The 12,280-nt window shown below is 69.3% G+C and carries 13 protein-coding genes; 7 read left to right on the forward strand and 6 right to left on the reverse strand.

The features are described from left to right. Positions 1–84: 84 nt before the first annotated feature. Entirely contained in the window at positions 85–1,107 is a 1,023-nt protein-coding gene (locus OHS82_RS10365) for a zinc-dependent alcohol dehydrogenase family protein (protein WP_218779565.1), read from the reverse strand. 140 nt (positions 1,108–1,247) lie between these two features. Further along, entirely contained in the window at positions 1,248–1,574 is a 327-nt protein-coding gene (locus tag OHS82_RS10370) for a hypothetical protein (protein ID WP_328433742.1), read from the reverse strand. Between the two features lie 350 nt (positions 1,575–1,924). Between OHS82_RS10370 and OHS82_RS10375 the strand changes: the two genes are divergently transcribed. Next, complete coding sequence (locus OHS82_RS10375) at positions 1,925–2,872, forward strand: helix-turn-helix domain-containing protein (protein ID WP_086746779.1); 948 nt, start codon at positions 1,925–1,927, stop codon at positions 2,870–2,872. Between the two features lie 310 nt (positions 2,873–3,182). On the opposite strand, the gene OHS82_RS10380 is transcribed toward OHS82_RS10375, so the two are convergent. Both OHS82_RS10380 and OHS82_RS10385 read right to left on the reverse strand, forming a co-directional pair. Further along, complete coding sequence (locus OHS82_RS10380; RefSeq protein WP_179200802.1) at positions 3,183–3,626, reverse strand: SRPBCC domain-containing protein; 444 nt, start codon at positions 3,624–3,626, stop codon at positions 3,183–3,185. A gap of 5 nt (positions 3,627–3,631) precedes the next feature. Further along, on the reverse strand, positions 3,632–4,567 hold the full coding sequence (locus tag OHS82_RS10385) for an NADP-dependent oxidoreductase (RefSeq protein ID WP_086746777.1): 936 nt from the start codon (positions 4,565–4,567) through the stop codon (positions 3,632–3,634). A gap of 150 nt (positions 4,568–4,717) precedes the next feature. Here OHS82_RS10385 and OHS82_RS10390 point away from each other — a divergent pair, with 150 nt between their 5' ends. The 4 genes from OHS82_RS10390 (at position 4,718) to OHS82_RS10405 (ending at position 8,312) form a co-directional block, all read left to right on the forward strand. Further along, positions 4,718–5,725 carry a LysR family transcriptional regulator gene (locus OHS82_RS10390; RefSeq protein ID WP_328433743.1) on the forward strand — a complete coding sequence of 336 codons (1,008 nt, stop codon included), beginning with the start codon at positions 4,718–4,720 and terminating at the stop codon, positions 5,723–5,725. Between the two features lie 194 nt (positions 5,726–5,919). Further along, positions 5,920–6,630, forward strand: a complete 711-nt coding sequence (locus OHS82_RS10395; protein ID WP_328433744.1) for an SDR family oxidoreductase — start codon at positions 5,920–5,922, stop codon at positions 6,628–6,630. A gap of 94 nt (positions 6,631–6,724) precedes the next feature. Further along, on the forward strand, positions 6,725–7,738 hold the full coding sequence (locus OHS82_RS10400) for a DJ-1/PfpI family protein (protein ID WP_328433745.1): 1,014 nt from the start codon (positions 6,725–6,727) through the stop codon (positions 7,736–7,738). Positions 7,739–7,916: 178 nt separating this feature from the next. Beyond that, positions 7,917–8,312 carry a MerR family transcriptional regulator gene (locus OHS82_RS10405; protein WP_086746773.1) on the forward strand — a complete coding sequence of 132 codons (396 nt, stop codon included), beginning with the start codon at positions 7,917–7,919 and terminating at the stop codon, positions 8,310–8,312. A gap of 292 nt (positions 8,313–8,604) precedes the next feature. On the opposite strand, the gene OHS82_RS10410 is transcribed toward OHS82_RS10405, so the two are convergent. Continuing rightward, positions 8,605–9,207, reverse strand: a complete 603-nt coding sequence (locus tag OHS82_RS10410) for a HutD/Ves family protein (protein WP_328433746.1) — start codon at positions 9,205–9,207, stop codon at positions 8,605–8,607. Positions 9,208–9,410: 203 nt separating this feature from the next. Next, on the reverse strand, positions 9,411–10,040 hold the full coding sequence (locus OHS82_RS10415) for a TetR/AcrR family transcriptional regulator (RefSeq protein WP_328433747.1): 630 nt from the start codon (positions 10,038–10,040) through the stop codon (positions 9,411–9,413). A 186-nt stretch (positions 10,041–10,226) separates the two neighbouring features. On the opposite strand from OHS82_RS10415, the gene OHS82_RS10420 reads away from it, so the two are divergent. Together OHS82_RS10420 and OHS82_RS10425 are read left to right on the forward strand one after the other, a co-directional pair. Next, positions 10,227–11,000, forward strand: a complete 774-nt coding sequence (locus tag OHS82_RS10420; RefSeq protein ID WP_319097266.1) for an SDR family NAD(P)-dependent oxidoreductase — start codon at positions 10,227–10,229, stop codon at positions 10,998–11,000. 772 nt (positions 11,001–11,772) lie between these two features. Further along, the gene (locus OHS82_RS10425) at positions 11,773–12,225 is read left to right on the forward strand and encodes a VOC family protein (protein ID WP_328433748.1); all 453 of its coding nucleotides are present in this window, start codon (positions 11,773–11,775) and stop codon (positions 12,223–12,225) included. The last annotated feature ends 55 nt before the right edge of the window (positions 12,226–12,280 follow it).

A 12,280-nucleotide genomic window follows, 5' to 3' on the forward strand; every position in this document is an offset into this window, starting at 1 on the left:
CCGGTGACCGATCGGCGTGATCGACGCCGCCGAGGACCGGCCCACGGCCCGCGCTTCGGCCGGGAGGCGGCGTGAGCTGGTGTGTCAGAGGGTGAGCAGGACCTTGGTGGCGCGCCGCTCGTCCATGGCCTTGTAGCCCTCCGGGGCCTGGTCGAGGGGCAGGGTGAGGTCGAAGACCTTGCCGGGGTCGATCTTGCGGTCCCAGATGAGCTGGATCAGGTCGGGCAGGAACCGGCGCACCGGGGCCGGGCCGCCGAGGGTGTGGATCCCGGCGAAGAACAGCTCGATCCCGGGGATGGACACGTCGTAGTTCACGCCCACGTACCCCAGGTGTCCGCCGCCGCGGGTGGCGCCGACGGCCTGCATGAACGACTCCTGGGTTCCGACCGCCTCGATGACCGAGTGCGCGCCGAGCCCGCCGGTGAGTTCCTTGATCTTCGCTATGCCCTCGTCGCCGCGTTCTTCGACGATGTCGGTGGCCCCGTAGTAGCGGGCCAGCTTCTGCCGCTCGGGGTGCCGGGACATGGCGATGATGCGTTCCGCGCCCAGTTGTTTGGCGGCGAGGACAGCCATGAGGCCGACCGCGCCGTCGCCGACGACCGCGACGGTCTTGCCGGGTCCGGCCTCGGCGGCGACGGCGGCGTACCAGCCGGTGCCGAGCACGTCGGAGGCGGCCAGCAGTGCGGGGATCAACTCGGGATCGGGCTGTCCCGGGGTGGCGACCAGCGTGCCGTCGGCGTGCGGGATGCGCGCCTTCTCGGCCTGGGTGCCGATCCCCCCGTGGACGAACTCGGCGTGCACACACTTGGACTGGAACCCGGCCCGGCAGATCTCGCAGGTGTTGTCCGAGATGACGAACGATCCGACCACGAAGTCCCCGGGGCGGACGGTCGTCACATCCGAGCCGACTTCCTCCACCACTCCCACGTACTCATGGCCCATGAGCGTGTGGTCGGCGGGCTCGATGCCGCGATACGGCCACAGGTCGGAGCCGCAGATACAGGTCGCGGTCAGCTTCACGATCGCGTCAGTGGGTTCGACGATCTTTGGATCCTCGCGCTCCTCGACCCGAACGTCACCGGCTGTGTGCATGACTACTCCGCGCATGGGTGAGTCTCCTTTTTCTGTGCGTCGGCGCCTGTGGCGCCGATGGATTTCAGGGAGGTACGGGATCTCCGCACTCTCTTCGGTATGCGCATTTCGCGCCTGCCCCTGCTGGAAGGGGCGCAACCGGCCCCGGGCGGGCGTCACGCCGTAGCGGCCTGGATGCGCGCCATAGGACGGCGACGCTGGATGAGGGCGATGGTGATCGCGGGGATCAGGGTCAGCGCGGCGATGCCGGTGCCGACAGCCGCCGGGCCCGTGGCCCTCAAAGGGGACTCGGTCAGCGCGGACCCCAGAGGGAGCGCCTGACCCGCGAAACTCACCCCCAGGAAGATGAGCACCGGGTTCGCGCCCAGCCCGAACAGCCCCAGCAGGGCGATGAGCGCAACCGTGGGCGCGGCGTGGCCGGACAGCAGGCAGAGCGCCGGCAGCAGGACCGTGGTCACCGCGGGGGCCACGGTCCTCGTCATGTGCGGACGCCTGCCGCCGTCAGCGGCGCGCCGACGATCATCCCGACCGCGAAGACAGTGATCAGCAGCCCGGCCACCACGAACTCGGTCGTGCCCATCAAAAAGTGCCGAGAGTCAGCACGTAGACGACGAGCGGAAGCCGGGTGGGTGGACGCTCGCCGTCGTCGACGCGTACACCGGCAGGGGCGTGGAGGGTACCTCCTCGCGTGGTCATACATCATCTCCGCAGGGATCGAGAACGTGGTTCGCATCCCACGAAACAGCCTCCACCGCGAGCGCGGGAGGCTGCGTTTGTCGGGGGTACACGCTCGACCCCCCTCCCCACGGTTGTGGACCGTAGCGTTGAGAGCATGGAACGCCGCCTGGACAACCGCGCCGACATCCGTGACTTTCTCGCCCGCCGCCGCGCCCAGCTCACCCCCGAGCAGGTCGGCCTGCCCACCAGCGGCCGGCGCCGGGTACCCGGGCTGCGCCGCGAGGAGGTCGCCGTCCTCGCCGGGGTGAGCACCGAGTGGTACACGCGGCTGGAGAAAGGCCATATCAGCGGCGTGTCCGACGATGTCCTCGAAGCGGTGGCACGCACCCTGCAACTCGACGAGGACGAACGCACCTACCTCTTCGACCTGGCCAAAGCCGCCCAGCCCAGCCCCGCCACCCGGCGCCGCCGCAAGCCCGTCGACGTCCCGCCCCGCGTCCAGTGGCTTCTGGACTCAATGACCCTGTCCGCGGCGTTCGTCACCAACGGCCGCCTGGACATCGTGGCCACCAACGCACTCGCCCGCGCCCTGTTCGCGCCGATGTTCGACAGCAGCACCACCGACGAACGCAGTCGCCCCAACTTCGCCCGGTACTACTTCCTCGACGACGCCTCCCACGACTTCGTCCACGACTGGGACGGCGCCGCCGACATCACCGTCGCGCTGCTGCGCGCGGAAGCCGGCCGCTACCCAGGCGACAAGTCCCTGCGCGCGCTCGTCGGTGAACTGTCCACGGTCAGCACCGAATTCCGCGCCCAATGGGCCGCTCACAACGTGCGCATCCACCACGGCGGCGTCAAACGCTTCCACCACCCCGACGCCGGCCTCCTCGAACTCACCTACCAGCCGCTGGACCTGCCCGTGTCCGCCCGCGAAGCGCACTCCCTGACCATCTACACCGCCGAGCCGGGCACCCCCCACGAAGACCGGCTCAAGCTCCTCGCCAGCTGGGCGGCCACCCCTGCTCTGCACCAGGGTGCACCCGCCACCCACGCCGGCCGCCAGGAGAAGGGCGCCGACACCCACGGCCGAGCTGACTGATGAGCAGGCCGAGGCATACGGGACGTTCACCGAGGTGCCCGCGCGCCCTGAGCCGGAGCGAGCGTGCGCCCGAGGCGAGGCGGCCGGTGAGGGTTCGAGGGTCTGGAGACCGTGCGGGTTGCTGAGCGGCACGTCGATCCCCGCCTTGACGGCCATGCGTGCACCGCGACGCCGACGATGCCGAACCTGCCGTTCGTTGCTTTACCGCGTGGTGCTGGGTCTGCGTCTTCGGGTGTACCCGCGCCCGAAGACCATGGGGAGTTGCGGTCTTCGGGCGCGGACGTCTCCGGTGTGTGGGTTGCGCGGGTGGTCAGTGCCCGGAAAGGAGTCGTTCTTTCAGGGCCCTGCCGTACCTCGCGTAGCTCTCTTCCATCTGGGACCGGGCGGGCTCCACGGTTTCCACGGCGGCCGTGCCCGTGAACTCCTCGGATTCCGTGAAGCGTGTTCCGCCGTCACGGGGCTTGAGGACGAAGGAGTGCCGCCCCATGAGGACGTCGGGAATGCCGCCCTCCCAGACGAGCCGCCGAGGTGCCTCGTAGTGGGCGACCGTGAATCTGTACTCCCCGTCGCTCTCGGTCCCCAGCGTCACCTGGGCCCGTAGCTGGGTTCCGGGGAGTATTTCGGTGGGAGCATCGATGAAACGCAGCGCGGGGTGCCACTTGGCGTATCCGGCGAAGTCGGTCAGCACCTTCCACACCTCCGCCGGGGGAGAGGCGATGTCGGTGACCGCGGTGATGACGGGACTGTCCTGCATGGTCCTCATGCCTCCCTGCGGTTTTCCAGGACGATCTTGCCTCGGACGTGGCCGCCGGCCAGCAACTGCTGGGCCTGCGCCGCTTCTTCGAGCGGGAATGCCCGCTCGACGTGCACCGTGAGCTTGCCCTCCTCGGCGAGCTCCACCAGCCGGGTCAGGTCGTCGCCGTCGAGGTGGAGGTAGACGTCGATGGCCCCCGCGTACTCGGCGGCGGACCGCGTGATGGAGGCGACCCGCGCACCGAGGGCGGCGATCTCCTGGGTCGTGGACAGGGAGCCACGCCCGGCGGTGTCGAGGATGGCGTCGATCCCGTCCGGGGCGATCTTGCGTACCTGCTCGACGAGTTCGTCGCCGTAGCGCACGGGCGTCGCTCCCAGGGACTCGATGAACGCCTGGCTGGCCTCGGAGCCCGTCCCGATCACCCGGGCGCCCCGTGCCACGGCGATCTGGACGGCGAGGTGTCCGACGCCTCCCGCCGCCCCGTGGACCAGGACGGCGTCTCCGGCGGTCACCTCAAGGCTGTGCACGATCGCCTGGTAGGCGGTCAGCCCGGCGACCGGCAGTCCGGCGGCCTGGGCCCAGCTCAGGTTCCTCGGCTTGCGCACCAGTTGGCGCGGTTCGGCCGAGATCTTCTCCGCGTAGGTGCCGTAGTGCATGGCCTTGTCACGGACGAAGCCGATCACCTCGTCGCCCGGCCTGAATCCCGTCGTCGCGGGTCCGGCCTGCTCGATGACCCCGGCCAGGTCCCATCCGGGTGTCACCGGGAAGAGGGAGTCCACGAGAGGATCCGCGTATCCGGCCTGGAAGGCCAGGTCCGCCGGATTGAGCGCGGCTGCCTCGATTCTCACCAGCACGAGATCGGCGAACATCTTCGGATCCGGAACGTCGACGACTTCAAGGACCTCGGGACCGCCGAAGCTCTGGTACTGAACGGATTTCACAGCTCTGCCTCTCGTGATGTGTGATGCGTGCGGGGTCGGCACGGCACGAGCACCTCGACCGGCCGGGGCCTGGGAGGCGCACGACCAAGCTGACCAGGGCGTCAGCGGCGGAGCAATGACTGTCTGGGCAACAGGTAATACCTTGGAAGCATGAATCAGTTGGAGACCCGGGAACTCGCCTACTTCGTGACCGTGGCCGAGACCCTGCACTTCGGCCAGGCCGCGGAACGCCTCGGCATCACCCAGCCGCCCCTGTCCCGCGCCATCGCCCAACTGGAGAGGCGCGTGGGAGTCCCCCTGCTGAAACGCACCACACGTCAGGTGACGCTGACAGCCGCGGGCGAGGTCTTCCTGGCCGAGTGCCGCACGATCCTCGCGGCGCTGGACACCGCCGTGCGCAAGGCGCGCAAGGCCGCCGTACCGCAACGGGTCACCGTCGCGGCACGCCCCGCCGCGGGCCCGGGTATCCTGCCCGATCTCCTCGCCGTCGGCGCACGGGGCCCGGACGGCGTGCTCACCGAGGTGGTTTTCACCTACGACGAGATCGGCGCTCTTCGGGACGGCACCGCGGACGTCGCCCTGATGTGCCAGTCGGTCGCCACCCCCGGCTCTGGTCTCGAGGTGATGGAGCTCGGCCTTGAGGAGCCGGTCGTCCTGCTCCCGGCGGGCCACCCTCTGGCCGACCGCCCGTTTTTGACCCTCGCAGAGGTGGAAGCACTGCCGGGCTACGAGGCGGAACTGCCCCACGAGGCGCTGGACACCATGGTCGACCGCGTCGCACTCGGCCGGCTCGTGGTCGTCGTCGGCGACAGCGTCCGGGACCGCCTCGGCGGATCCGTACGAGCAGTGCCCGTCTACGGATACCCGCCCACCCAGCTGGTGCTGGCCTGGCTCCCCGACGCGCGCCCGGCCGCGTCCCGTCTCACCGCGACCGCCCACGCCGTGCTGGACCGGCGCACGCGGCTACCGCAGGTCCTGGAAGGCACCGATCTCAGCGGAACCGGAACCCGGCCGTTCGCGGACGGCAGTCAGCAGGATGCACAGCGGGCGGCAGCTGCCCGAGCTCTGGGGGCCCAGGTCATGGCGGCAGAGCGGAGCACCGAGATTCAGCGCGTCGATCCGGCGGCACTCGTCGACTCCGACCGAACCGCCACCTGATCCCCTCGTACATGGTCTGTGCCATGACCCATGAGTCGCCGCCAGCAGCTCGCCGGCGAGCCACGACGCCTCCTCGCGGAGCTCCCACCCTGAAAGGACTTGCACCTGACGTTAGCGAGAGGTTTTAGCGTAGCTGGTGTCGGCCCCGCCCACGGTGCGTCCGACGCCGCACTCCTACGTGAAGGACCTCTCCCATGGACATCGCCAACTCTGTCGCCCTCGTCACCGGTGCGGGCCGCGGCCTCGGCCGACACTTCGCCACCCAACTGCTTGAGCGGGGAGCGTCCAAGGTGTACGCCACCGCGCGCAACCCCGAGAGCGTCGATCTGCCCGGAGCGGAGGTGCTCCGGCTCGACATCACCGACCCGGCCTCCGTCGCCGCCGTGGCGGAAGTCGCCTCGGACGTGACGCTGCTGGTCAACAACGCCGGCATCAACACCGTCAACGGCCTGGTCAACGGCGACCTGGAGCAGATCGAACTGGAGATGGACACCGCCTACTACGGCCCGTTGCGCATGATCCGGGCCTTCGCCCCGATCCTGAAGGCGGGTGGCGGCGGGGCCATCGTCAACGTCCTGTCGGTCGCCTCCTGGGTCCCGTCCGAGCACTGGGGCGCCTACCACGCGGCCAAGGCCGCCGCGTGGAGCCTGACCAACAGCGTCCGCCTCGAACTCTCCGCACAGAACACCCTGGTCACCGGCGTGTATCTGGGACCCACCGACACCGACCTGGCCAAGGGACTGCCGTTCGAGAAGAACGATCCGGCCGACGTCGTCAGGGCCGCGCTCGACGGGGTCGAGGCGAAGCAGGCCGAGGTCATCGCCGACCCGATGTCCGCGCAGGCCAAGGCGAACCTGGCCCTCGACCCAGCCACGGTCTACGCACCGGCCGCAGCCACCGCCTGACCACCACCATCACGCGCCACGGGGCGCGACACGTCGTAACCGGGAAGCGCCCCGTCCGTTTCTTCCTTGCTCGTACACCGAAAGAAGGCATGCCATGGACACCCCCGCCCCCACCCACTCGTCCAAGCCCAAGGCGCTGATCGTCGTCCCGTCGGCCGCTGTCCTGCCGCTCACCGAACCGGCGGACCACCCCGCTGTCTCGACCGGGTTCTACCTGGTCGAGCTGGCGCAGATCCTCAAGGAGTTCGGCAACGAGTACGAGTTCACCTTCGCCACCCCCGGCGGGCTCGTCCCGCAGCTGGAGATCAACGGCCTGGCCCTGTCGATGCACGCCGCGGACAAGTTCAGCTCCGCAACGGTCTCGGCCACCGCGGCGCAGGCGTTCCGCTTCGATGTCGACACCTTCCGTGCCAAACGGCCAGGACTCGTCGCCCGCCGGGACAGCGAACTCGCCCTCGCCCGCCGCTACCTGGGCCGCCTGCCGGTCTCCGAGTCGCTGCCGGGCAGTGACAAGGAGGTCGTGGTGCTGCGTGACGACCTGGTCAAGTCGATGCAGGACCTTCCGGAGCACACCTACCAGTCCATCGAGCAGCTCGTGCTCAGACACCGCGACCCCGAGGACGCCTTCGACCTGGGCGCGTTCGACTTCGTGCACATGCCCGGCGGCCACGCCCCCATGGTCGACTTCGTCGACAACCCCTGGCTCGGCGAACTCCTGCACACCGCGCGGGAGAACCAGGTGCTGATCTCGCTGATCTGCCACGCCCCCGTCGCCATGGCCTCGGCCAAGTACCGGGTGAGCCCCGACGGCACCGTCGTCACCGACACCCAGCACGCCTTCAACGGCGTCAGCGTGACCACGGTCGCCAAATCCGCCGAACTCTTCGTCCTCAGCAACGGCTACCTCAAGATCCCCGGCAAGAAGGTACGCATGGGCTACTTCATCGACGAAGCCCTCAGGAACGCCGGCTACGAGGTACGGACGACCACCAACCCGACCGCCATCAAGGTCATCTGGGAGGAAGGCGTCCGCCTGCTCACCAGCAACGGCCCCCAGGCCATCGACGAGCACACCGCCCGCCTGCGCACCCTCCTGCCCCGCCACTGACCCCCCGCCTCCCGGCACCGCCAGGTCGCCATGTGTGCACCTGGTTCACCGTGATCCGGCACGTTGTGGCCGGCCGGGGCCAGACGAAAGGCCCGTGATGACGACATCGGCTACGCTGAAACCTCCCACTGACGTCAGAGGCACCTCTGACATGACATTGGACCGGCAAGGAGGAGCGATGCGGATCGGAGAGGTCGCCGAACAGGCGGGGGTCAGCGTCCGGGCACTGCGGTACTACGAGGAGCAGGGGCTGCTCGGCGCCACCCGTACCGGCGGCGGGCAGCGGCAGTACCCGGAGGGCGCGGTCGCCCGGGTCAGGATGATCCAGCAGCTGTACGCCGCCGGCCTGGCGAGCAGGCTCGTCCGCGAGGTCCTGCCGCGGTGCATGAACGAGGGCCCCTCGCCCATCGGTTTCACCGACAGCCTCATCACCGAACGGGCCCGCATCGACCGCCAGATCGGCGACCTGACGGCAGTGCGCGCCCGCCTCGACGAGATCATCGCGGTGGCGACGGACCCGAGCCACCCGCACCACAGCCACCCCGTACGCGGCGCCGCCGCCAGTACCGCCTGAACCGGCCTGCCCACCCACAAGGTGGTGTGCGGCAGGCCGGTTCAGCGACGGACCTCACCGTGACCTCAGGCCGCTCTGGGCATCATCGAGCGGCGGCTCGGCGTTCGCATGGACAAGAACGAGGCACTGCCCCTTGCTCTGCACTTCGTCAATGCCCAGATCGGATCCGGTTCCGCGGCACCGGTGACATCGCGGCGACCATGCAGATGACACAGTCACCGCAGGTCGCACAGGGTCAGCGCATCGCCGCTACCGCCACCGAGACGACCGGGTGGCCGCTGGTTTCCCGCTTTCAGCGCACCGCGGTGATCGTGATCCCGGCCACCACGCCGTCGCCCCGTAGCGTCAGCGCCGCCGGGCCTTCGTGGCGCACGCAGTCGAGACGGCCGAGCGTGATCTCTTGGCCGTCAGGTCCGTCGATGGTGATCCCCTCGGTGACGGCCATGACGAGCAGGGTCTCGCCCGCGGCGCAGGCCAACTCCGTCACCCGTGCGGCGGCGACGGTGATGATCCGCACCTGTGCCGTCGCACGGCTCCTGCGGGTCATCACATTCAGGTTGCGGACCGCGCCCGCCTCCAGCCGACAGTCCGTCGCCGCGTCGCCGGAGAAGGCGAAGGGGCTCAGCGGCCCGACCGGATGCGCTGTCCCGTCCACCGTCAGCACCATGCCCTCGCCCTCGACGGGGGTGATCACACGGTCGATACCGGGAAAGGCGGAGAAGGAGCCTCCCGCGTCCACGTCCGCGACACTCACCCGCCAGTCGAAGCCGTCCGTGCTCTCCACCGAGGCCAGGGGCGCCTGCACGGCGCCCGACGCGACCTCCCGGGTCACACCGCCGCCGTTCTTCCACGGCATGCCGCGGTACCGGCTCCAGCGCAGAGCATCTTCGCCCATCCGACACCGCTTCCTTCCCCTGCCATCCGGTCGGCTGCCCACACCGGTGAACCCGGGCCACCGGCCACTCGGTTGTCGGACGGCGGGAGCGCCCAGGCCATGATCATCGACCGAGCGGCCAGCGTACGTGCCGACCACGCGCGCACGGTGGGGCGCTTGACCGGGCAGGCCGAGCCCCGAGACTCGTGAGCCGGAGGATCACCTCATGTTCTGGCGTGCTGTGTGTCGGCGGGGTACTGGGCGACAAGAAGTGGCCAGGTCAGTTCGGCCATCTCGGTCGGTGTGCGGGGGCTGTCGCGTTGGAGCCAGTCGGTGGCCACGCCGAGGAGCGCGCCGGCGATGAACGCGGCGGGTACGTCGTGAGGGATGTCGGCCGCCGAGGCACTGTCCGGCGCGGCGCCGGCGTTCAGGCGCACGGTGACATGGACGCTGGCGGTCATGCGGCTGCGGATGTGGTCGATGACGCGGGCGCTGCCCTGCGGCCCCAGGAGGCTGCGGTAGAGGCCGGCGTGCTCGGCGAGGTTCTCGAAGAACGCGACGAGTGACCGGGCGGGTTCCGCGTCCGGGTCCGCCGGTGAGGGGTCGAGGACGGGGAGTGACTCGATCAGGGTGTCGATCGTCGAGGTACAGGCGGCCTCGGCCAGTTCGTGCACGTCCCGGTAGTGGTCGTAAAAGGTCGTGCGGTTCACACCGGCCTGTTCGGCCACGTCCGCGACGCTGATCTGCCCCAGCTCCTGCTCCTCGACGAGCTTGATCAGCGCGCCCTGCAGGGCCGCGTGAGTGCGACGTACGCGCCGGTCGGCTACCGGCGGGTTCTGTCGGGTCGTGGTCATGGCTGACACGATACCTAACCGACGTCTGTTGGTTTTCCTACGACTGTCGGTTAACGTGCTTCATGGAGGTGGTGGCGCTGTCCGGCCGACGTGAACCGTGCAAGGAGCCGCCGGTCGTGCGTGCCAGCACGCCACCCCACCCAAGAACCCGGTCACTCCGCATCAGTCAGGAACAGGAGCCATGCCATGAGGGGACTCACCGGACAGCGCATCGTCATCGCCGGAGGCGGTAACGGGATAGGCGCGGGCACCGCCGAGCGCCTCGCCGCCGAGGGCGCCACGGTCGTGATCGGCGACATCGACGTGGACGCGGCGCAGGCCACCGCCAAGCGCATCAGCGACGTCGGCGGAGCCGCCCTCGCCGTCGAGTTCGACCTCGCCGACGAGCGGTCGGTACGCGCCCTGTTCGATACCACCGTCGACCAGCTCGGCGGAGTCGACGGGCTCTACAACGTCGCCGCCGACGCCTCGGCGGACGTGCTGGGCCGGGACGGCGACCTGCTGGACATGGACCCGGCCGTATGGCGGCGCACCCTCGAGGTGAACCTGATCGGCTTCGCGCTCACCTGCCGCGCGGCCCTTCCCCTGCTGCTGGCAAAGGGCGGTGGAGCGATCGTCAACACCTCCTCGGCGTCCGCGCACGTGGGCGACCACCAACGCGCGGCGTACCAGACCAGCAAGGCCGGGATCAACGCGCTCACCCGCCATGTCGCCTCCCGCTGGGGCAAGGAGGGCATCCGCTGCAACTGCGTGTCGCCCGGGGTGGTGATGACCGAGTCCGCGGAGAAGATGGCCCTGACCCCTCAGGCGCTGGAATTCGCGCGAATGACCATCCCCAGCCCCCGGTTCGGCCGGCCCGGCGACCTGGCCGGAGTGGTGGCGTTCCTGCTCTCCGACGACGCGGAGTGGATCAACGGCCAGGTCTGGTCGATCAACGGCGGCGCACTTCTGCGCGAATGACGATCGTCCCCGACCTGCTGCCCGAGCGCATGGCACGACCAGCTGTCGGCGCGGGGCACGACGCGGACCGGACGCTGGTGGTGGCGGACGGCCTCGCCGCTGCTGCCGAAGCAGCTGCGGCAGGGGGCGTCGATGTGCCGCGGTTACTGCAAGGTGCCTGCCGGGCTGCCGCAGCCCGTGGCCACCGGCCGGCTCCTGGTCCTGCCGACAGCGGGCGTCCTCCTCCACCAGGTCCAGAGAATCGGCCACCAGCCCGTGGCAACGACTCCGCGTGACCTTCCCGATCATCTCCACCGTGGGAGCCACGGCGCACCACCCGGCGCGGGCCGAAGAGTCGGCGTCCTTGCGCCGGCTTCGGAACCCCGGCCCGGCGACGCAACCCCGGCTCCGCCCCACACCGCCAACATCACCAACCAACGAGTCAACGCCACCAACTCGAGTCGCAATTTCGGCTCGCGGCGCTCCGTTCCTTCCGGCCGTCCGCACAACTCCACTGACCGGTCCGTCAGTTGCAGACCGTCACAGATCGGCGGTTCTGACGGACCTTCTCACCTCAGTGGCGGGCGATCCTTTGCCGAGCCGACCGCCGTCTCTGTCCATCGCCTCGCGGGGGTCTCACCCGAAAGACTTGCACCTGACACTAGCGTCAGGTTCTAGCGTTGCGGCTGAAGTTACAGAACAGCGCCGGTAGTTGGCCGTCGACGGGTCTGGGTCACTGCCACCTGGCCAATGTGCCCGCGGCTACCCCTCCCTCACCCCACAGAGGAGAATCGTGCCCTTCCATCACATCTGCATGGTGAGCGACCTGGAGCGATCGCTGCCCTTCTACCAGGACCTCCTGGGATTCAAGAACACGCTGTACGACGTCACACAGCCCGGCGAGTGGTTCGACACCTCGACGCTCGACGACATCCTCGGCGTGAAGAGCGCGGCGACCCGGATCGTGCTCGTCTCCGACGACTCCGGCGCGACGCTGGAACTGCAACAGGGGGCCAACCCGTTCACCACCAAGGCTCCGGACAAGTACCTGCGCTACGGCGCGACCGGCATCACGGAGCTGGGGCTCAAATTGTCCGACATCGATGACCTTTTTAAGCGCGTCGAGGCCGCTGGTATCGAGGTTCAGACCGACTACGTCCGGTCCCCCTTGCCCGGAATCCGATCCTTCCTGTTCTACGACCCCGACGGCGCGCTCATCCAGGCCGTTGAGGACCACACCACATAGGTGAAGCGCTGCCCGACGCTCTCGCCCGTTGAACCGCTCCGGGGCTGGCGAAGGC

The organism is Streptomyces sp. NBC_00425 (assembly GCF_036030735.1).
Classification (GTDB): domain Bacteria; phylum Actinomycetota; class Actinomycetes; order Streptomycetales; family Streptomycetaceae; genus Streptomyces.